At 62.8% G+C, this 21589-nt stretch carries 16 protein-coding genes; 5 read left to right on the top strand and 11 right to left on the bottom strand.

Features of this window, described 5'->3' with window-relative positions; genetic code table 11:
• Nucleotides 1-503: hypothetical protein (locus tag WAO18_RS13390; protein ID WP_422206751.1), on the top strand; the 503-nt coding region annotated here is incomplete at its 5' end.
• Nucleotides 504-657: 154 nt separating this feature from the next.
• Here the strand turns inward: WAO18_RS13390 and WAO18_RS13385 are convergent.
• Both WAO18_RS13385 and WAO18_RS13380 read right to left on the bottom strand, forming a co-directional pair.
• A complete protein-coding gene (locus WAO18_RS13385; protein WP_422206750.1) occupies nucleotides 658-1488 on the bottom strand; it encodes an SDR family NAD(P)-dependent oxidoreductase in 831 nt (276 codons plus the stop codon).
• Nucleotides 1489-1600: 112 nt separating this feature from the next.
• Nucleotides 1601-2431, bottom strand: a complete 831-nt coding sequence (locus tag WAO18_RS13380; protein WP_422206749.1) for a hypothetical protein — start codon at nucleotides 2429-2431, stop codon at nucleotides 1601-1603.
• A 319-nt stretch (nucleotides 2432-2750) separates the two neighbouring features.
• On the opposite strand from WAO18_RS13380, the gene WAO18_RS13375 reads away from it, so the two are divergent.
• On the top strand, nucleotides 2751-3536 hold the full coding sequence (locus tag WAO18_RS13375) for an alpha/beta hydrolase (RefSeq protein ID WP_422206754.1): 786 nt from the start codon (nucleotides 2751-2753) through the stop codon (nucleotides 3534-3536).
• 10 nt (nucleotides 3537-3546) lie between these two features.
• Here WAO18_RS13375 and WAO18_RS13370 read toward each other — a convergent pair whose 3' ends face one another.
• The 4 genes from WAO18_RS13370 to WAO18_RS13355 all read right to left on the bottom strand — a co-directional run bounded on the left by WAO18_RS13370 (nucleotide 3547) and on the right by WAO18_RS13355 (nucleotide 8841).
• Entirely contained in the window at nucleotides 3547-4863 is a 1317-nt protein-coding gene (locus WAO18_RS13370; RefSeq protein ID WP_422206748.1) for a cytochrome P450, read from the bottom strand.
• An 89-nt stretch (nucleotides 4864-4952) separates the two neighbouring features.
• The gene (locus WAO18_RS13365) at nucleotides 4953-5789 is read right to left on the bottom strand and encodes a phthiotriol/phenolphthiotriol dimycocerosates methyltransferase (RefSeq protein ID WP_422206747.1); all 837 of its coding nucleotides are present in this window, start codon (nucleotides 5787-5789) and stop codon (nucleotides 4953-4955) included.
• A gap of 164 nt (nucleotides 5790-5953) precedes the next feature.
• A complete protein-coding gene (locus WAO18_RS13360) occupies nucleotides 5954-6976 on the bottom strand; it encodes an AurF N-oxygenase family protein (protein ID WP_422206753.1) in 1023 nt (340 codons plus the stop codon).
• A 317-nt stretch (nucleotides 6977-7293) separates the two neighbouring features.
• A complete protein-coding gene (locus WAO18_RS13355; RefSeq protein WP_422206746.1) occupies nucleotides 7294-8841 on the bottom strand; it encodes a PE-PPE domain-containing protein in 1548 nt (515 codons plus the stop codon).
• 177 nt (nucleotides 8842-9018) lie between these two features.
• On the opposite strand from WAO18_RS13355, the gene WAO18_RS13350 reads away from it, so the two are divergent.
• The gene (locus WAO18_RS13350) at nucleotides 9019-10512 is read left to right on the top strand and encodes a flavin-containing monooxygenase (RefSeq protein ID WP_422206745.1); all 1494 of its coding nucleotides are present in this window, start codon (nucleotides 9019-9021) and stop codon (nucleotides 10510-10512) included.
• 23 nt (nucleotides 10513-10535) lie between these two features.
• Here WAO18_RS13350 and WAO18_RS13345 read toward each other — a convergent pair whose 3' ends face one another.
• From WAO18_RS13345 to WAO18_RS13330, 4 genes are all read right to left on the bottom strand, one after another.
• Nucleotides 10536-11924 (bottom strand): cytochrome P450, encoded by a 1389-nt coding sequence (locus tag WAO18_RS13345; protein WP_422206744.1) that lies wholly within the window; start codon nucleotides 11922-11924, stop codon nucleotides 10536-10538.
• A gap of 308 nt (nucleotides 11925-12232) precedes the next feature.
• A complete protein-coding gene (locus tag WAO18_RS13340; RefSeq protein WP_422206743.1) occupies nucleotides 12233-13039 on the bottom strand; it encodes a phthiotriol/phenolphthiotriol dimycocerosates methyltransferase in 807 nt (268 codons plus the stop codon).
• Between the two features lie 30 nt (nucleotides 13040-13069).
• Complete coding sequence (locus WAO18_RS13335) at nucleotides 13070-14437, bottom strand: cytochrome P450 (RefSeq protein WP_422206742.1); 1368 nt, start codon at nucleotides 14435-14437, stop codon at nucleotides 13070-13072.
• Nucleotides 14438-14490: 53 nt separating this feature from the next.
• Nucleotides 14491-15327 (bottom strand): phthiotriol/phenolphthiotriol dimycocerosates methyltransferase, encoded by an 837-nt coding sequence (locus tag WAO18_RS13330; protein WP_422206741.1) that lies wholly within the window; start codon nucleotides 15325-15327, stop codon nucleotides 14491-14493.
• A 504-nt stretch (nucleotides 15328-15831) separates the two neighbouring features.
• Between WAO18_RS13330 and WAO18_RS13325 the strand changes: the two genes are divergently transcribed.
• The gene (locus WAO18_RS13325; protein ID WP_422206752.1) at nucleotides 15832-16269 is read left to right on the top strand and encodes an MmpS family transport accessory protein; all 438 of its coding nucleotides are present in this window, start codon (nucleotides 15832-15834) and stop codon (nucleotides 16267-16269) included.
• A complete protein-coding gene (locus WAO18_RS13320) occupies nucleotides 16266-19205 on the top strand; it encodes an RND family transporter (protein ID WP_422206740.1) in 2940 nt (979 codons plus the stop codon). Before WAO18_RS13325 ends, WAO18_RS13320 begins: the two co-directional genes overlap by 4 nt.
• 9 nt (nucleotides 19206-19214) lie before the next feature.
• Here WAO18_RS13320 and WAO18_RS13315 read toward each other — a convergent pair.
• Nucleotides 19215-21589, bottom strand: a 2375-nt coding sequence (locus WAO18_RS13315; RefSeq protein WP_422206739.1) for a multifunctional oxoglutarate decarboxylase/oxoglutarate dehydrogenase thiamine pyrophosphate-binding subunit/dihydrolipoyllysine-residue succinyltransferase subunit, incomplete at its 5' end; no start/stop codon positions are given.

The following is a 21589-nucleotide window of genomic DNA, read 5'->3' as shown; positions in this document are numbered from 1 at the left end:
CCGACCCGGCGACGGGCATAGCCCAGCCGATCCTCGATTCGACAGGCAACCTCAACACGGCGTACGGCGGATACGACCTGATGAACGTCGGCAACGACCTAATTAAGCTGTTCGAAAACCCCTGGGGCAGCATCGACTCCGCGGATTGGGCGTTCCTGGCCGATCCGCTCAGCACCCCCGACCCGATCAGTGGACAAATCGATGGTGGTACCAACACCTTCGGCGAGTGGCTGACCAAGCTGTTTGACGGCGGCGTGTCGACCGCTCCGGACCCGGTGGGGAACGCGGCAGCCGCAGTGGGGGACTCGGGCGGCATGTTCGCCAACCTGCACGCGGACTCGGCCGGCCTGTTGGCCAACCTGCACGCGGAGTTGGCCGCGATGCTGGCGAGCATGGGCGGGACGGCGGCCACGGATGCCACGGGAGCCGGCGGCGGCCTGTTCGCCGAAATGGCCGCTCAGCTCTCGACGGACCTGGCCACCTGGTTCCCGAACATGTTCTGAGTTCACCCGATCGACAAATCGGACCTCCAGCCCACCGCTGGAGGTCCGATTTGTTCTGGCCTCAGCCCCATTTGCGCGAAACAGAAGCCAGGGTGAGTTCATCAACCAATTCCGCCGCCGCTGCTTCTGTTTCGCGACCTGTGGCCGAAAGGCGCTAGCCCTTGAGGCCGGTCGACATCACCCGGTTCCACATCCGGTCGCTCAACAGCGATCTGGCCAGTACGGAGGCTTTCCCGGATGCCCCGACGATGTAGCGGGGTTTGGGATTTCTGGCCTTGACGACTTTCACCACGGCGCGGGCCACTGTGTCGGCGTCGACCGTCGTCCCCGGTGTGGTCGCCAATCGGCGGGTGGTTTCGGAGTAGCGGACCTTGAACTCGCCGTATGGATCGTCGTCGGGGTAGGAGTGCACGGTGTCGAACTGCGAGCTGACGAACGGCGTGCGCACTCCCGTCGGGTCGATCAATACGACGCGAACACCGAACGGCGCGACTTCGGCGCTCAGCGACAGCGAAAGAGCCTCCACGGCATACTTCACTGTGTGATAGGCGCCGGCGCCCGGGCTGGTGAACCGTCCACCGGTGCTGCCGATCGTGACGATGCGGCCGGACCCACGCGCGCGCATCCCGGGCAATACCGCTTGCGACAAATGAAGTGTGGCAACCACATTCGTCTCGAACAGGCGGCGTAACTCGCTCAACTCCACCTGCTCGAGCGGACAGGGGAGCGGGTAGCCTGCACTGTTGACCAACACTTCGACACCGCCGTGCTCGGCATTGATCTCATCGATGATGCCTGCGACCGCAGCCTCATCGGTGACGTCGAGAGCACGGGCATGTAAACCGTTAGAGCGCAAGAGATCTAGGGAGTCCGGGTTGCGGCCGGTGGCGAACACTGAATAGCCGTTGTTTTGCAGACGGTAGGCGGTGGCTTTACCGATGCCGCTAGTCGCGCCCGTGATCAAAGCAACCGGGTTGGGTTTCATCGGATGAATTTTCTCGTCACGCCTACATTGTGATCCGTCGGGCGTCCTGGACAACCGGCAGGTGGCGGCACGCTCACGATCGCTTCGCGACCGGGCAACCGTCGAGTCGGTGTCAGAACAGACTGGCCAGCATTGATCCCAGATGGTCCGGCAGGATTGTGCCCATATCGGCGGCGAGGCTTCCGATTAACGGTTCGCTCACGTCGAGGCCCGACAACACAGTGCTGGCCTCCGCCGGCAGGTCGACGCCCGCGGTGAGGCCCATCGCGGGTAGGTCCATCGCCGGCAGGTCGATGCCGGCGGCGAGGTCCATCAGTGGACCCGCGTCCGGGGGGTCGAAGGGGCCGCCCGGCAGGAATGGATCAAGCGCCACGAAAATGCCTTTGAGAAGGTCGCTAAGAACCTGGAAGACATTTGGCAACGGCTCGATGGGCGTGGCGGACGGGGGCGCGAGCAGGCTCTGCCAGAACTCGCGAAACGGCTCCAACAGGTTCAGCGTGAAAGTCGTACCCGCCCACGGATACAAGTCATGGAGACCATCGATGCTTTGAGTACCCGGGAAGCCGAATTCACCGTCGACCGCGCCCCCAGGGTCGACGGAGCCAGGGGATGAGGGATCAAAGTAATACCCGGACATCAGTTGCGACAACGGGACTTTGAACCAGCCGTGCAGGAGTTCGAACACGCCCGTGCAGAAGAACGTCGCGCAATCTGGATTCGTCGGCAACTCGGCTTCGTAGATACCGTTCAGTTGTTGGGCCAACGGCTCGGACAGGGCCTTGAATGGAAACAACATCTGCACCAGCGCCTCGGTCTTCGGCGGGTCGGCGACGTCAAAACCCCACGCGTTCGTCTCGCTTGCGACAAACCACGGACCCCCGAAAAGCAGTGCATTTGAGAGCTCTTGAATGGCATTGAGCTCGTTCGCCGGAATGTTGATCAAGTCGTAGAAGAGATTCAACGGGACGTTCAGGATGGAGTCGGCGTCGACCAGACGCGTCGGCAGGCTGATGACGTGAAGCTCAGATGCTCGCGGCGGCAGCGGGGCGATCGCGATGGCACTCGCCAGAAGGAGTGCCGACCATAATGCGGGACTGCGGCGTACGGCAGTTTGCATGGGCGTCCCCCTCCAATTGATCCGCCCGGGCGGGCCCCAATATACTGACGAGCCGTCCGTATTGGACGAAATTCAACAACCTTCGACAGGTCGAAATCAGGAGGTTTTGTAGGGTGCCGAGGACGCGCGAAAAGCCGTGAGCGACGTGCTTGAGGTCATCGACAAAGGAAGTGCCAGCGAGGCGCATCCCGCGCCGCTGCTCTTCGTCCATGGCGCCTGGCATGCCGCCTGGTGCTGGGACGAAAACTTCCTCGGCTACTTTGCCGACAAGGGTTACCGGGCGGTGGCGCTGAGCTTTCGCGGTCACGGCGAGAGCCCGAGTGACAAGCCACTGCGCACCTGCTCGGTCGCCGACTACGTCGCGGACGTCCGCTCGGTTGCCGATCGGCTCTCCAGCCCGCCGGTGCTCATCGGGCACTCAATGGGCGGTCTGATCGTGCAGAAGTACCTCGAGACGCACGACGCTCCCGCCGGTGTCCTGCTGACGTCAATGCCTCCGCAGGGAAACCTTGGCTCCGCGCTGCGCTGGATCCGGCACCGGCCAACGCATTTCCTCAAAATGACCATGACCGGTAAGGCGTTGCCGTACATCAGCACTCCGGAGCTTGCCCGAGAGCGGTTCTTTTCTTCGCACACGCCGGAAGCCGACGTCCGCAGGTATGCGGCCCGGCTGCAAGAGGACAGTTCGCGCATCGGTATCGACTGCCTGGTATTGCGCCTGCCCCGGCCCAAGCGTGTGCGGACGCCGATGCTGGTGCTCGGGGCCGACGAGGACGGCGCGCATACCCGACACGAAGTCATTGCCACCGCCCGGGCTTATGGCACCGAGGCGGAGTTCTTTCCCGGCATGGGCCACAACATGATGCTGGACCAGGGTTGGGCAGCGGTCGCTGATCGCATCGACGGCTGGCTCGGCACCCGCGGGCTCTGAGCCGAGCGGGTCAGGCCCCTTTTGCCGGTACCAGCTCGAGCGGCAGATGCTCGAGCCCGCGCATCGTCGGGTTGTCGAGGTAGCGGTACTCCCCGGCCAGGCGAATATCGGAGACCCTGGGCAGCAACTGGGAAAACACCCGGGCGCCTTCGAGGCGGGTCAACGGTACGCCCAGGCAGTAGTGCACGCCGCCGCCGAAGGCGAGATGGTCGGTCGGATTTCGGTCCAGGTCGAAGGTGTCCGGATCGTCGTAGTGTCGCGGGTCGCGGTTGGCCGCGGCGAACAGCAGGAGCACCCGGGCGCCGGCCGGAATCGTATTGGACCCGACGGTGTAATCGCGGGTTGCGGTGCGGTAGAACCCTTGCACGGGGGAGCCCATCCGCAGTTGCTCTTCGACCGCGGCGGGGATCAGCTCGGGGTGGGTGCGCAGCCGGGCGTACAGGTCGGGCCGCTGAGCCAACGTCAACAACAACCCGGACAGCATGTTCGTCGTTGTCTCGCTGCCGGCGCCGATCAGCATGGCGGCGCTCCAGAAGATCTCGTCATCGGTGAGCACGTCGTCGGCGTCGGCCGGCGTCATCATCGAGATCAGGTCGTCGCCGGGATTGACGCGTCGCTGCGCGATCAATGGGTCGAGGCTGCGGCGCATCGCCGCGGTCGCGCTGCCCGAGCGGGCCGAGAGCCTCATGCCGTGCGGGGTCAGCGGAGCGAAGGCGCCCGCGACCATGTCATCGGACCACGAGACGAACTGCGGCTGATCTTGCTGCGGAATGCCCAGCATCCTGGCGATCAGCCGGGTCGGCAGCGGTTTGGCGAGTTCGGTGACCGCCTCGGTGTGGCCCTGGCCGATCACGGTGTCGACGAGTTCGTCGGCGACCTCGTTGATGTTGGTCTGCCAGGCCGTCATCGCCCGCGCGGTGAAGGCTCGGGAGACGAATTTGCGCAGCCGAGTGTGCTCGGGCGGGTCGGCGGCGTTCATCGACGGCAGGTAGACCCGGAATCGGCTCTGGCTCTGCGCCGACGACAGTGCTTCGTTGTCCCGCAACGCCTTTCGCACATCCTCATAGCCGGCGATGATCCAGATGCCGCGTTTGCGGTTGTACCAGACGTTGGGCACTTCGCGGCCGGTCAGCAACGAGCGATAACCCGGGTACGGATCGCGCATGACGGCTGCCGAGAACGGATCGAAGTCGGTGGCGGGCGCGGTCTTCCGGCCGGTCAGGGAGTAGCCGTAGGAGGTGGCCTTGTCCCGTGCCACCCCGAGTGCGCCGTCGACGCCGACCTTCATCAGGCTGGCGCGAAACCGCAGCCTGCGAGCCAACGTCATGTGGACAAACCTCCTCGTGAAGACCTGTCGGCTGATTGCCCGTTATCGCTCATGGACACCGAAGTGTCCGCCCGCGACCGGGAAGAACCTCAGTCCTTCGCGAGATGATATGCGCGGTAGTCGATTTCGCCACGTTCGAGGTCGTTGTAGAACCAGGAGCCGTCGACCACGGCAAATTCCCGGCCGAACTTACGCAAGAAGGCCGGCAAGCGATTGTTGATGAGCTCGTTGGAGCGCGGCGAGTTCTTCTTCAGGCCGCGCAGAACGTCTTCGTTGATGACCCGCGAGGAAACCTGTCGCATGCCCGAGTTCGCCAAGTCGGACTCCCAGGCCGGGAAGCCGTCGCGGTTACGGAAATCGACGTAGAGAAAGTGTCCACCGGGCCGCAGCACGCGCTTGACCTCGCTGAGGAAGCGGTCGAAGTGCGGGTAGATGTGCGAGGCCTCGACGTTGATCACCGCGTCGAAGGATTCGTCCGGGAACGGCAGGTTCTCGGCGTCGCCGTGCACGAAGTCCAGGCCGGGTAGCTTGTGCCGTTCCTTGCAGAATTCGACTCCGGCCGCATTGAAGTCGAGTCCGGTGTAGGAGGCCGGCTTGAGCGTGCGCGTCAGGTACGACGCGCCGCCGCCATGGCCCGAACTGCACTCCAAGACCTTCTTGCCGCTGATGTCGATGCCGTCCTGGGTGGCGGTCTGATGGTAGAGCTGAATGCTGTAACGGTTGGGCTCGTCGGCAGGGTCGAGCGGCAGACCGAGCGGCGGTTCCTCCTCGTAGCCCCAGTTCAGGAACTGGACATCGTCGCCTTTGTTCAGGCGCTTGGTCATCAGGGGATACCAGTACCGGAAGAGCTTTTTGTACGTCGCTGTCGACCCGATGCGGTAGACGAGACCTGCGCCGACATTGTCCAAGGAAGGGCTACGAACCATGCAGGCAGTATCGCACAGCATCGATTCCGTTGTTGTGGCATGCCGGATTTCGGGCTTTCGAATACCGTGACGGCGTTTGCAGAATTGCGAAACTCGCAGCACGCCAACGATAGGTGATCGCACGTTAGTCGCGCGATCACCTAATATGTTGTGCGGTAAGCTATTTAAGCTGCGGTAACCTGACTCGGTGCGCGTCCGCGCTGTGGCTCACTGCGATACCGCGACGCCGGACCGTTGATTCTGCAAAGGCGCCACATCAATATCGCGAACGGGTTCATCAGCCCCAGGTCGTCGCACAGCATTCGGACATCGCCGAACATGACGCGCAACGTTTGACCCGATTCCGATGCACCGGAATACAACTCCCTGCGCACCGACCGTGGGATGCCGAACTGCCTGAAGAAGCGGCGCGGCGGAACCACCATCGCCTGTCCCAGCATCCGCATGACGACCGGCGCGTAGAGCGACAGGAAGAATCGGGTGTACCACCGCAGGCGCGGCACACGGCGGTGCAAGTATTCGTGCGCGAATGAGATGTGGCGGGCCTCTTCGGCTACGTGAATCGCGATCAGGTCTTCCATGATCGGATGCACCGACCTGGGCTCGGGTTGCCGCAGCAAGTTGGTCTGCAGGTAGTCAAAAGGCACTTCACCGGCCAAGACCCCGAAGAAAAACGCGTTGGGCAGCGGACCCGCGTAAAACGGGACGAAAACTGACAGCACCCGAAGCCACCGCGGCATGCCCGGAACGTCAACGCCGATGCGGTTGACGATCTCCTGGAACATCAGGCTGTGGCTGCATTCTTCGATGGATTCATGCACGCAGTAGCGGTATTCGGGTGAGCCGTTGGGCACCCAGAACGCGTAGTGCAGCAGTCCGCGGACCAGAATGCCCTCGAACTGGGTACCGACCTTCGCCATGTTGGCCTGGCGCCACATGCCGATCGCCACCCGCTTGTCCAGCGGTTGCGCCTGGTACCAGGGATGACTACCCAGCGGGTCGATGGTCGACAGCACCCAGCGCGGGTCGTTGTTGGTGACGGTGAACATCGGTGCTTGCCAGTCCACGTCCGTGTACGGATTGAAGTGGCGCACCGAAGCTTCCGAAAGGGTCGTCAGGGTCGCGGCGTAGTCGGTGTCGCGACTGACATCCATGTTGTGCTTCCAGCGCCTGACGATGCGCTTCATGGCAAGCCAGAGCAACGACGTCACCAAGAAGAGAATGCCAAGCAACCAGAAGATAGGGCCCAGTGTGACCGGCAAACCGAGGCCTCCCCTCTGGCTCTGCTCAGCATGCGACTCTTCTGTACATGCACTCCACGGGCACAGGTTGGGTCCGAACTTACCGGGCGAGTGTTAAAGACCTGGTACAGAACGGCCTCAGTCTCGTGACTATCTGTATGCCCCGGGCGGCTCAGAATCAGCGTTGGTTGTGCCCCTCGAACAGCCAATCCGACTAGACAGTACATATGTTCTGCCGCCGGCGGGTTGTTCGGGTCCCAAGGCTACGGGATCAGATGGGCGATGTTGAGGAGGGTGCCCTCCACAGCGTCCCCGATCGGCCCCAAACCCAGGAAGAACGCAAACGGAATCAGTGCCACGTCAGCAGCGATCGGGTCTCCGATCGCGCCGATCAGATTGCCGGCTTCGAGCTGATCCATGAAGACGGTGAAGTCGAACGCCGGCAGCGAGGTCGTCAGCGCGGTGAAGGTGTCGGCAATCGGCAGCAGTGCCGCGTAGTCCGCCGACAGTGTGGCGGTCAGGTCGTTGATGATGTCGACCGGCGGCGACTGCAGGGTGACGTCAGAGAGCGGAAAAGTGCCGCCTAGCAGCGCTTGCGTGAGCTCCTGCGATGTCGGTTGCAGCGTGTCGATCAGACCGGAGGTGTATGCGGCATCCACCAGTGCAGCCAACGTCGGATTCTCCAGCAATGGCGGAATTTGGTAGTTGTCCGGATTCTCCAGATCGGCGATGGCGTCATGAATGCCTTGCCCCGCGCCCTGGAACAAAGCCTTCGCAACGTCGTGCCAGTCGATGCCGGTCGGGAACAGCTCGAACGGGGTCGGGACGTTCGCCGGGCCTTGGCTCCAACCGTCGGTGATGCTGCCGTATCCCAGATTGACCAGCATTTTCATGTCGGGTTGCAGCAGGTCAGCCAGGGGATTGCCGACTACCGGGATCAGCCGCAGCGGATCCAGCAGCGGTAGATCGTTGACCGGAATCATGTAGTAGTTGGTGAGGGTGTCGCCCACCGTGTCCAGCGGGATCGCGTTCTGAATCTGATCGGAGTCGAGAGTCAGATAGGTCAGGTGCTCGTAGATCATCCCCGCGAAGGCATTGGCATCGGCGATCGGATTGAGCGGGTACTGCGGGAAGTCCGCGAAGCCGTCGTACTCGAGCGTGTAGATGTCGGTCGGGTAGAGATCGGCCGGGGTCGGGTCACCGAATGTGACGCCGAAGCTCGGCACCGAGAAATCGCCGCCGGGAAGGGCGAAGCGCTCCAGCAGTCCTCCGTCGGGGGCGGCGGTATCGCCGACCAGCACGAAGTGAACGTCATCACTGGGGACACCCTGGTCGGTCAGTTGCTGCATCGTCATCGTCGAAAAGGCGGAGCTCTGCGAGTAGCCGAAAACCACTACCGGATTTTCGGAATTCACTTGCCCAGTGGCGATTTGACTCAGAATCGCGTCGTCAAGAATCTTCGACCCCTGGGCTTCGGACTCGTCGGCGGTCAGGCTGTTGACACCGGTGGTGGGGTAGAAGCCTTCCGGAGTGTCCAGCGCTTGCGGCGTGCCGGTAAACCCGCGCGGCGCCAGATACAACGTGTCGGCGGCATCGACGTATCTGTCACTCGGTATCGGAATGCCGCTGCCGCCGATGACCAGGGCCGTGCCGTCGCCGAGCGGCGAAGCCGCGGAGTCACCGCTGGTGAGCTGTACCTCGCGAGCTTGGATCAGGGGTGCCGGCGGTGTCACGGTCGGGACCGCGGCGGAGCCCACAGCGGCGACCGCGACTGCGACGCTGAGATAGCAACGACGGCGGGCGCAACCCATGCGGATCCTTCGAGGTATGCGAGCTGATTTCGGGACCGTACTCGACGCGTCCCGGTGCTTGTTGGACATTGTTACAATTTGGCCTACTTCGGGCGCGCCGAATGCCAGCGGGCGCTGCCTCAATCAGTTTCGGTGTCGTTTCACCGTTGGTGCAGCAGAAGGTACCGTTTAGTGCTTATGGGTGAGCAGCAGTTCGATGTGATCATCGTGGGGGCGGGTTTCGGCGGCATCGGCGCCGCAATCCAGCTGAGCAGCCTGGGATACGAGAACATCGTGATCCTCGACCGTGAAGACGACCTGGGCGGAACGTGGCACGTCAACCACTATCCCGGGCTGTCGGTCGATCAGCCGTCGCCCACCTTCTCCTACCGCTTCGAGCCGAACCCGTACTGGTCGCGGATGTACGCGCCGGGTTCTGAGCTCAAGAGCTACGCCGTGCACGTGGCCGAGAAATACGACGTGCGGCGGTTCATGCGGTTCAACACCACCGTCGAGGGCGCCCGGTGGGACGAGGACGCTCAGGTGTGGCGCCTTGCGCTGGCCGGCGGCGAGACGTTGAATACCCAGTTCCTGATCGCCGCGACCGGCTTTCTGTGCCAGCCGAAAATGCCTGACATCCCCGGCATCGAGACGTTCGGTGGTCGCATCATCCACACCGCGCAGTGGGATGACGACGTCTCGCTGGCCGGGCGCCGGGCTGCCGTGATCGGAACCGGCTCCACCGGCGTTCAAGTCGTTCCGGAGTTGGCGAAGGAAGTCGCCGAGCTGACCGTGTATCAGCGCACCCCGATCTGGGTGCTGCCGAAGTTCGATGTGAAGTTCTTCCCGGTGGTGCAGCGACTTTTCGCGCGGCTCCCGTTGACCCAGCGGCTGCTGCGCTCGTACACCGACGCCATTCTGGAAGTCTCCATGGTCCTGACGATGTGGAAGTACCGCTACTTCAAGGTGTTCAATAAGGCCATCTCGCAGTTCTCCCGGCTATACCGCCTGCTGCTGGTGCGTAACCGGGAGCTGTCACGAAAACTGGATCCCGACTTCGACTTTGGCTGCAAGCGGCCCACCATCTCCAACGACTTCTACCGGGCTTTCACCAAGTCTCATGTGCACTTGGAGACCAACGGTATCGATCGGATCGAGTCCGACGGCATCGTCGCCAACGACGGCACCAAGCGCTTGATCGACACCCTGGTACTGGCAACCGGATTCGACGTCTGGGAAGCCAATCTGCCCGCCATCGAGGTGATCGGGCGCGACGGCAAGAACCTCGGAAAGTGGTGGCGCGAAACGCAATTCCAGGCCTACGAAGGTATTTCGATGCCGGGCTTCCCGAACTTCCTGTCGATGGCCAGCCCGTACGCCTGGGTGGGTCTGTCGTGGTTCAACACGGTGGAATACCAGATGAAGCACATGGAGCGGCTGTTCGGTGAAATGCAGCAGCGCGGTGCCCGCACCTTCGAGGTCACCGAAGACGCCAACGCCCGCTTCCTGGAGCGGATGACCGAGCTGATGAAGGACTCCGCGTTCGAGCTCGGTAACTGCGTGACCTCACGGTCTTACTGGTTCAGGAACTACACCGGCAAGGGCGAGGCACCGCTGTTCCGTCCGACATCGGTGCGCAGCGCCGTGAAGGAGCAGGACCGATTCCCGATGTCGGACTACGCGATAGCCTGAAACCGGTTTTGGGCCTACGGGTCTCAATGCTTCTGCTGAGGGCCGCCGCCGTGGTTGGCCACTGAGACAGAGCCGGCATCACTCGACGTGGAGCTCGTTCGCCGGTAAACGACCGCGCGTCCGCCCCGAGACGGCATCCATGCCACGCCGCGGTTTATCCGCCATTCGCCCCGCGCATCGCTTGGCACGAAACGGAATTCCCGCAGCAGCGTGCGCATGACCACGTCCATCTCCATGTTCGCGAATGACGCGCCGGGGCAACGGTGTACGCCCCCGCCGAACGGCACCCACTTGAACGGGGGCGGGCTTGCCCCGAGGAAACGGTCCGGATCAAACGTCATCGCGTCCGGAAAGTTGTCTTCTGACTTGTGCGCCAGTTCGTTATAGACGATCAACGCGGTGCGTTCCGGAAGAACCCACTCGCCCAACCGGATTCGTTGCTTCGTGCGTCGCACCGTACCGTCGACACACGGCCGGATGCGCTGGGCTTCCCAGATCGTGGCGTGGCGCAATTCAGATCCGCCGGCGTCGATTTCGTCAGCCAGGCGAGACAGCAGCTCTGGGTGCCGGCGCAGCCGTTCCAGCGTCCAGGTCAATTGGGAGGCGGACGTTTCATGTCCGGCGCCGAGGAAGCAGAGTAGCTCGTCGGCGATATGCGAATCCGGGACCTGCTCACCGTTGTTATAGCGGGCCCGCATCAGCACCGCGAGCATGTCGCCACGCTCTTCGAAGTTGGGGTCGTCTCGCGCGTCGGCGATCAGCGAGTTGATGGCCGCGTCGAACCGGCGCCGGTAGCGCGCCAACCGCCCGCCGGGGCTCCACGGCCCGTAGTCGCGCCGCACCGGGGGCGGCATCATCACGAGGCGGGAGCCAAGCTTCACCATGACGGGCATGAGGCCGCGAAGCTCGTCCAGTGCGGCGCCCTCGGCGCCGAAGACAGCGCGCAGGATGGTGCCGAGGGTCAGCCGCAACATCGGCTCCTCGGTCTCGAACTCCTCGCCCTCGCGCCAGGTCGCGGTTTCGTACATCACCTCTTCTTCGACGATGCGCTCGTAACTCTTCAGCTGCTTGCCGTGAAAGGCCGGAGCCAGCAGCTTGCGTCGGTTGAGGTGTTCGTCGCCGTTGAGGGCGAAGGTCGAACCCGGACCGAAGATCTCGCCGAGGCTGAGAATGTCGACCGGACGTTCGATCAGATCGAAGCTCGTGCTGAAGATGTCCTTGAGCAGAACCGGATCGCTCACGACGACCGTCTGGCCCAGCAGGGGCAGATTGATGGCGAACGGGGTGCCCCATCGGTTGTGCAGAGCGCCGAACATCTGATGTTTGAATGGCCCGAACCCGATGCCCTGGATCAGCTTCGGTAGGCGGAGCATGGGCGGTAGCCGTACCGGCTCAGTTGTCGCCACTACCATCTCGTTCCCCTCCAAACCGGTATGTCGAACGCTTCTGGCGGCCCGCCAAAGGTATCCGAGGTCACCGCGACCTGGCTATGTTTGCGCGAAATACTGCCCGCTGACCTGCTAGCTGTGATGCTGGGACCAGCGGCGCGGCCGCCCGGCCCCGACTATGTGGACTCCTCAGAACATCGAGCGTACTGGCCTCCATCCACGGTTGCCTCCATATATGGCAGTTGCATTCCATGACCGGCTTCCAGCGGCATGATGCATTCGCAAATCAGGACCGATTCCCGTTGTGGGACTGCGCAATAGCCTGACGCGGATCAGTCCTTGGTAAAGCGATAGATCCGGTACTCGGCGCCACCACTCTGGATGACGTTGTAAATCCCGGTGCCCGGCACGCCGGCGAAGTGGCGGCTGAACGGCCGCAGGACCTTCGGCAGCCGGTGGCTGATCAGGTCCAACTTATCCTGAGCGCTGTTGTCCAGTGAACGCACCACATGGGCGTTGATGACCCGCTTGGACACCTGACGCAATGGCATCTCGTCGAGGGCGCCCTCCCACACCGGAAACTCGGGGCGCCCGCGGAAGTCGGCGTAGAGAAAGTCACCACCCGGCTTCAGGACGCGGGCTACCTCGGACAGGAACTTGGACAGCGTCGGATAGGCGTGTGAGGCTTCGACATTCACGACCGCGTCGAAAGAATTGTCCGGGAACGGCAGGTCTTCGGCGTTGCCGTGCACAAAAGTCAGCCCGGGCAGCTTGTGGTGTTCATTGCAATAGGCCACGCCGTCCGGGTTGTAGTCCAGTCCGGTGTACTCGGCGGGCTTGAACGTGCGGACGATGTACGACGCCCCGCCCCCGTGCCCGCAACTGGCCTCCAGCACCTTCTTGCCGGCCAGGTCGACCTGGCTTGCGACCTGGTTGTACAGGTTGATCGAGTACCGGTTGGGTGCGTCGTTCTCGTCCAGCGGAAGGTTCAGCGGTGGGTCGGCCTCGTACCCGTAGTTGAGGAAGGTGACGTCTTGCGTGTCGAGCCGACGGGTCAGGAACGGGTACCAGATCTTGTTGATGAACGCCTTGTAGGCCCGGTAGCCGATGTCGTTGATGCGTTCCGTAGTCGTGGGCATGGCAGGCAGTATGCCAGGCCAGGCGCGGAGTCAGCTGCTGTGGTCGGCTACCGATACGGCGTCGCGATCGCCGTGCGTCGCAGGCGTTCGCCGATGGACCACCGCGCGGGCACCGCGCGACGGCGCGATGGCCACGCCACGGAAATTGCGGCCTTCGTCCGGCGCATCGGTTGGTGTGAACCGAAATTCGCGGAGCAGCGTACGCAGGGTGATGTCCATTTCCATGTTGGCGAACGATGCACCGACGCAACGGTTTACGCCGCCGCCGAACGGGACCCAGCGAAATGACGGGGGAGTCGTGCCGATGAATCGGTCCGGGTTGAATGCCTCCGGGTCGGTGTAATTGACGTCGGACTCGTGAGCGAGTTGGAAATCAATCATTATGTCGGTGTTTTCCGGGAGAACCCACTCTCCTAGCCGGACTTTCGCCTTCGTGGTTCGCAGCGAGGCCGCGATCGTCGACCGGAGGCGCTGCACTTCGTAGATCGTCGCCTGCCGCAAGTCAGATCCACCGGCGTCGACTTCCTCGGCAAGCCGCGACATCAGCTGAGGGTGACGGCGCAACCGCTCGATTGCCCAGGCCAGCTGTGAGGCAGTTGTTTCATGACCTGCGGCCACCAAGGTCAGCAACTCGTCGGCGATGTGCCGATCAGATATCGGCTGGCCGTCTTCATAGCGGGCTTGCAACAGCAGCGCGAGCATGTCGGTGCGTCCGGCCAACGAAGCTTCGGCGCGCGCCTCGGCGATGAGTTCGTCGATCACCGCGTCGAAACGTCGCCGGTAACCCGCGAGCTTGCTGCCCGGACTCCACCGTCCGTATTCGCGCCGCACGATCGGCGGCAGGCGCTGCAGCAGCGAGCCAAGCGTGATCAACGGTGGTATCACGATGCGAAGTTCGTCCAGCGCGTCGGCGCGCTCGCCGAACGTGGCGCGCATGATCGCGTTGAGGGTCAGCCGGGTCATCGTCGACAGCGTTTCGAACTCCTGGCCCTCCGGCCAGTTCGCCGTTTCACGCAGCACCTCGTCTTCGACGATGCTCTCGTAGTTCTTCACCCGCTTCCCGTGGAAGTTGGGCAGCACCAGCTTGCGGCGCTCGAGGTGTTCCTTGCCGAGCAGGCTGAACGTCGATCCGGGTCCGAACGCCTGACCGAGGATCTTGGTCGGCCGTTCGATCAGGTCGAAGCTGGTGCTGTAGACGTCCTTGACGAGGTCGCGGTCGTGGATGACCACCGTCTTACCAAAGATCGGCAGATTGATAGTGAACGGACCGCCGTAGTGACGGCTCAGTCGAGGTGCGACCGAATACTGCAGCGACGTCAGGAAGAGCACGCTTGTGACGATCTTAGGCAACCGCAGCGCGGGCGGCAGCCGAACCGGATCGGTGGTCGCCGTTGCCATGTTGCCCCCGCCTCTCGTTCTCTAGCAGCAGTTTTCAGAGTGCCGGCGGGCTGTTAGTCCTTGGTGAACAAGTACACGCGGTAGGTGTACTCGCCGCCACGCAGGGCGCCGTTGAATGCCCAGTCGGTCATGTCGCTGGCGTAGCGAGCGAAGGTGCGGCTGATCGCCGCGCCGTGCTGGCTGATCCGCTCGTGCTTGCGCGGAGCGTTCTTCTCGTTGCCGCGCAGCACATTCTGATCGATGACCGACATCGAGAGCTGCCGCAACGGGAAGCTGGCCAGCGCCGCGTCCCACTCGGCGACCTCTTGGTGGGGACGGAAATCGGTGTACAGGAAGTGACCGCCGGGTCGCAGTACTCGCGCCACTTCAGACAGGAACTGCGGGACGTCAGGGTAGAGGTGCGAGGCCTCGACATTGACCAGCGCGTCGAAGGACTCGTCGGCAAAGGGCAGAGCCTGGGCGTTGCCTTCGATGAAATCGAGGTTAGGCAGGTGGTGCCGGTTCTTGGCGAACTCGATGCCGGCCGGATTGAGGTCCAGTCCGGTATAGGACGCCGGGTGCTGAGTGCGCACCAGATAAGAGGCCCCGCCACCGTGGCCGCAGCTGCACTCCAGCACCCGCTTTCCGCTCAAGTCCACCTGAGTCGCCGTGCGGTGATAAAGCTGGATGAAGTACCGGTGCGGTTCGTCGGCCGGGTCGAGCGGAATGCCCATCGGCGGGTCTTCTTCATATCCGTAGTTGAAGAACAACCAGTCGTCGCCCCCGAGCAGACGGGTTTGAGAGGCGAACCGCGTGGTGGCGAATGACGTGAATATCAACCGAAAGACGAAGGGGTTAATTACCAGTCGATGGACTAGCGGGCTGCGTGTCAGGCGGTTCGCGGTGGCCATCGCGGAAGTATGACATGGGTGTCAGCGCGCGATGCAAGGCGGCTGCGATCGGGGGCCAGCGGAGTCTGCGAAAAGCGCAGGTGCGGCGGGAGACGAGAGGTTTCGAGCCGAACGGGTCCGACCGTGTCACCGACCAAGCCCGAAAGCGCCATCGGAAAGTGTTTTCGCAAACTCCGATCCGCCGGGTTTCGCATAACCGCCTTTTGTTTGCCAATGCCATCGAGAACACCGCCAAATAAAGGACCGTCTTGTTGTTGTCTTTATCCCTGATGATTTGGTGATGTCCGTGCGGTGGACGATCGTTTGCCAGGGTGAAATAGGCTGCCGGAATTGCGGCGATTACGCCTGGCATAGCTGCAGGTAGAGGCCCTGTGAAGGGGTAAGTCGAATTCTTAGATAATGCATTGAGAAAACCCCTGACGCATGCCGGCGACAGCGTGGTTTACTCGTCCCACTGGTCCCTCTCGTATCGAGGTGCCACAGGCGTTCGGGACGGGTAAGGAGATGTCGGTCGCTGGGGTGCTCAAGCGGGCTTGGATACCGCTGCTGGTGCTGGCGGTGATCGTTGGTGCGGCTTTCACGGTGTCGCGCGTGCGCGCCGGCTCCGGTTCGGAGAAGCCCGCGGCCTATCCGAATTCCAGGATGACCGACACGATGCTCAGTACGAAGAAGTCCTTGGTTTACGAGGTCTTCGGTCCGGCGGGCACGGTGGCGGACATCAGCTACTTCGACGTGAACTCTGACCCGCAGCGTGTGGACGGGGCCCACCTACCGTGGTCTTTGCAGATCACCGCGACCGTTCCGACCGTTGTGGGTAACGTTGTGGCGCAGGGCGACAGCAACAGTATTGGCTGCCGGATCGTGGTAAACGGTCAGGTCAAAGCCGAGAGGATCTCGAACGAAGTGAATGCCTACACGCACTGCCTGGTTAGAGGCGCATGAGCAGCCACCAGGCTCGTGAGGAGCGCATCCCCGGCACACTCGTAGCGCGAACCGTCCGGCAGTTGTCGGTGCCCATCATCCTCGGGTGGCTGGCGATCACGGTGCTCGTCACGCTCGCGATTCCCTCGCTCGAAGAGGTCGCTCGAGAACATGCCGTATCGATGGGCGCCAAGGACGCGCCGTCGGTCCGAGCCATGGCGCGCATCGGAAAGGTATTCAAAGAGTCCGATTCCGATGCGATGGCGATGATCGTCCTCGAGAGTGACCAACCGCTTGGCGCAGACGCTCATAGGTATTACGAAGCGATCATCGGCCAGCTGAAGTCTGACCCGAAGCATGTGCAGCACATTCAAGACTTCTGGGGTGATCCGCTTACCGAGGCGGGTGCGCAGAGCTCTGACGGCAAGGCGGCATATGTTCAGCTGAATCTTGTTGGTAATCAAGGCGAGACGCGTTCGAACAACTCCGTCGCCGCGGTCCGGAAAATCGTGGACGGAGTCCCCGCGCCAAAGGGCGTGAAGGCCTATGTCACCGGCCCGGCCGCAGTTGCGGCGGACGGTAATACCAGTGGCGACAAGACAATCGTGAAGATCATGGTGACCACGGTCGTGGTGATCTCCGTGATGTTGCTTTTCGTCTACCGATCCTTCATCACAGTCGCGCTGCTGCTGGCAATGGTCGGCATCGAATTGACCGCCGCCCGAGGCATTGTCGCTTTTCTTGCATTGCACGATGTCATCAAACTTTCGACCTTCGCCACCAACATGTTGGTATCGCTGGCGATCGCGGCGGGCACCGACTACGGAATCTTTTTCATCGGGCGCTATCACGAGGCACGCCACAACGGTGAGGATCGCAAGACGGCTTACTTCACCGCCTACCGTGGTGTGGCCCATGTGGTTTTGGCCTCCGGCCTGACGATCGCGGGCGCGACGTATTGCCTCAGCTTCGCCCGGCTGCCGGTCTTCCAGACCCTGGGTGCGCCCTGCGCGATCGGCATGCTGGTCGCGGTTGCCGTCGCACTGACCTTGGTCCCGGCGGTCATCGCGGTCGGCAGCCGGTTCGGCTTGCTGGAGCCCAGGCGGTTACACAGCGTCCGCGGTTGGCGGCGAGTGGGAACCGCCGTCGTGCGTTGGCCGGCACCGATTTTCGCCGCGACGTGTGCGGTCACCCTGATCGGCTTGCTCGCGCTGACGAGTTACAAAGTGAGCTACATCGACCGCGACTACATCCCGAAGAACACTCCCGGCAACGTCGGAATGGCCGCCGCAGAGCGGCATTTCTCGCAGGCGCGCATGATGCCGGAAATGTTGATGATCGAGTCGGATCACGACCTGCGAAATTCGGCGGACTTCCTGGTGTTGGACAAACTGGCCAAGAGCATCTTCCGGGTCGAGGGTATCGCTCGGGTGCAAAGCATTACGCGGCCGCAGGGCACACCGCTCGAGCACACCTCGATTCCGTTCTTACTCAGCATGCAGAACGCCGGGCAGCTGCAGAACTTGCAGGTCGCCAATGGTCGGCTGGATGACATGTCCAAGCTGGCCGACCAGCTCGGCGGAACCATCAAATCCCTGGAGCGCGTGAACGTTCTGATGAACCAGATGGTCGGTACCACGCATCATGTAGCCGGCGTTACCAAGGAAACCGCGGCGATCACCGACGAGGTGCGTGACGACATCGCCACTTTCGACGACACATTCCGGCCGCTGCGGAGCTACTTCTACGCGGATCCGCACTGCTACAACATCCCGATCTGCTGGGCAATCCGGTCCGCGTACAACGCCACCGACGGTGTGGACAAGCTCAGCGAAAAGCTAGGCGAGCTCAGCAAAGACGTGGACAGCATCGATGTTGTGGTGCCGCAACTCGTCGCGCTGCTGCCGCCGCAGATCGAGACCATGCGAAGCCTGCGGACCATGGTGCTGACCATGCACAGCACGATGTCGGGAATGTTCGACCAGGCCAACGAGCTCAGCGAAGACGCGACCGCGATGGGCAAGGACTTCGACGCCGCGAAAACCGACGACTCCTTCTACCTACCGCACGAGGTCTTCTCCAACCCGGACTTCCAGCGGGTCGAGAAGCTGTTCCTGTCACCGGACGGCAAGGCAGCGCGTTTCATCATTTCGCACAAGGATGATCCGGCGACGGGCGAAGGTATGTCCCGCATCAACGCCATCAGGACGGCGGCCTACGAATCGCTCAAGGGGACCTCACTCGAAGATGCCAAGGTCTACATCTCCGGCACCGCGGCGACGTTCAAGGACTTGCGGGAAGCGTCGAACTACGACTTCATGATCGCGGGCATCTCGTCGCTCTGCATGATCTTCATCATCATGCTGCTCATCACGCGAAGCCTGGTGGCCGCGTTGGTGATCGTGGGCACGGTCGCATTGTCGTTGGGTGCCTCGTTCGGGCTGTCGGTGCTGCTCTGGCAATACGTGATCGGAGTCAAGTTGCACTGGCTGGTGATGGTGATGTCGGTCATCATCCTGTTGGCCGTGGGCTCCGACTACAACCTGTTGCTGGTTGCGCGCTTCAAGGAGGAGATCGGCGCCGGGATCAAGACCGGCATCATCCGCGCGATGGGTGGCACCGGCAGGGTCGTGACCGCTGCGGGCCTGGTGTTCGCCTTCACCATGGCCTCGATGATGGTCAGCGACAACCGCGCTGTGGGTCAGGTGGGCACCACCATTGGTCTCGGCCTGCTGTTCGACACCCTGGTGGTGCGATCGTTCCTGATGCCGTCCATCGCCGCCATGCTGGGCCGGTGGTTCTGGTGGCCGCTCAACGTTCCGTCTCGGCCACCGCGGATTCCGGGGCGGTCCGCCGTGCCCGACACTGCTCGCACAGCGCGGGCGGAAACGGACGTCACTGCGCCGCTAGCGACAATCGGCAACGGCGCCACGCACGGACGGGTGTACCACCGCTAGCCGAACCGCTCAGCGGAACGCTTCGTCCAGGATCTCCTGCTGCTCGACGGCGTGCACCTTCGACGAACCCGATGACGGCGCCGACATGGCGCGGCGTGAAATCCGTTTGATGCCAGTCAGTTTGTCGCTGAACAGTTCGGGCAGCTCCAGGCCGAACCGGGGCCATGCGCCCTGGTTGGCCGGCTCCTCCTGTACCCAGAAGTACTGGTTGACATTCGGATAGCGGTCCAGGGTCTCGCTGAGCCGATGGAACGGCAGCGGCGCCAGCTGCTCGATGCGCACGATCGCGATGTCGTCCCGGGTGTCCTTGGCCTTGCGGGCCGCCAACTCGTAGTAGATCTTGCCGCTGGTCAGCAATATTCGAGTCACCTTGCTGCGGTCACCGATGCCGTCGGAATAGGTGGGCTCCTCGAGCACCGAGTGGAATCTCGTCTCGGTGAATTCCTTGATGTCGCTGACGGCGGCCTTGTTGCGCAGCATCGACTTCGGGGTGAAGACGATCAGCGGGCGTTGCACGCCGTCGAGCGCGTGCCGGCGCAGCAAGTGGAAGTAGTTGGCCGGGGTCGACGGCACCGCGATCGTCATCGAACCCTCGGCCCACAGCTGCAGGAAGCGCTCGATGCGCCCGGAAGTGTGGTCGGGGCCCTGGCCCTCATGGCCGTGTGGCAGCAGCAGCACCACGCTGGACAACTGGCCCCACTTGGCCTCGCCGGAGCTGATGAACTCGTCGATGATCGACTGGGCTCCGTTGACGAAGTCGCCGAACTGGCCCTCCCACAACACCAATGCGTCCGGGTTGCCGACCGTGTAGCCGTATTCGAAGCCGACGGCGGCGTACTCCGACAGCGGCGAGTCGAACACCATGAACTTGCCGCCGGTCGGATTGCCGTCCTTGTCAATCGTCAGCAGCTGCAACGGGGTGAACTCCTGGCCGGTTTCGCGGTCGATGATCACCGAATGCCGCTGCGAGAAGGTGCCACGGCGGGTGTCCTGTCCGGAGAGCCGCACCAATTTGCCTTCGGCCACAAGTGAACCCAAGGCCAGCAGCTCGCCGAAGGCCCAGTCGATCTTGCCTTCGTAGGCCATCTCCCGGCGCCTCTCCAGCACCGGGATGACGCGCGGGTGAGCGGCAAATCCCTCTGGCAGGTCAAGGAATGCGTCACCGATGCGGGCCAGCAATGCCTTATCCACCGCAGTGTCCAGGCCGGCGGCCAGCATCTGATTGGACTCCACCGACATGCTCGCCTGTGCGCCGTGCTTCTCGAGTTCGCGAACGTCGTTGAAGACCCGTTCCAGTTGGCCCTGGTAATCGCGCAACGCGTCTTCGGCCTCTTTCATCGAGATGTCGCCACGGCCGATCAGCGCTTCGGTATAGGTCTTGCGGACGCCACGTTTGACGTCGACGACGTCGTACATGTACGGGCTCGTCATCGACGGGTCATCGCCCTCGTTGTGCCCGCGGCGGCGGTAACACAGCATGTCGATGATGACGTCCTTCTTGAACTCCTGACGGAAGTCGACGGCCAGCTTCGCCACCCACACACAGGCTTCCGGGTCGTCGCCATTGACGTGGAAGATGGGCGCCCCGATCATCTTTGCCACGTCGGTGCAGTACTCGCTGGATCGCGAATACTCCGGCGCCGTAGTGAAGCCGATCTGGTTGTTGACGATGATGTGAATGGTTCCACCGACCCGGTAGCCGGGCAGCTTGGCCAGGTTCAGCGTCTCGGCGACCACACCCTGACCGGCGAAGGCGGCGTCGCCGTGCAACATCATCGGCACGACCGAGTTGCCGCGTTCGCCTTCACCCTTGTCCAGCAGGTCCTGCTTAGCTCGGACCAGGCCCTCCAGCACCGGGTCGACGGCCTCCAGGTGCGACGGGTTCGCGGTCAACGAGACCTGAATGTCGTTGTCGCCGAACATCTGCAGATACACGCCGGTGGCGCCGAGGTGGTACTTGACGTCACCGGAGCCGTGCGCCTGGGTGGGGTTGAGGTTGCCTTCGAACTCGCTGAAGATCTGCGAATACGGCTTGCCGACGATGTTGGCCAGCACGTTGAGTCGGCCGCGGTGCGGCATGCCGATGACCACCTCGTCGAGGCCGTGCTCGGCGCACTGGTCGATCGCGGCGTCCATCAACGGGATGGTGCTCTCGGCGCCCTCGAGCGAGAACCGCTTCTGGCCAACGTATTTCGTCTGCAGGAATGTCTCGAACGCCTCGGCGGCGTTGAGCTTGCTCAGGATGTACTTCTGTTGCGCCACAGTCGGTTTGACTTGTTTGGTCTCGACGCGCTCTTCCAGCCATCGCTGCTGCTCGGGGTCGAGGATATGGGTGTACTCGACGCCGATGTGCCGGCAATAGGCGTCGCGTAACAAGCCCAGGA

Origin of the sequence: Mycobacterium sp. (genome assembly GCF_049278535.1) — a bacterium.
In the GTDB taxonomy this organism is placed as follows: Bacteria; Actinomycetota; Actinomycetes; order Mycobacteriales; family Mycobacteriaceae; genus Mycobacterium.
The sequence above is the reverse complement of the archived record's forward strand: the minus strand, read 5'-3'. Positions and strand labels throughout refer to the sequence as shown.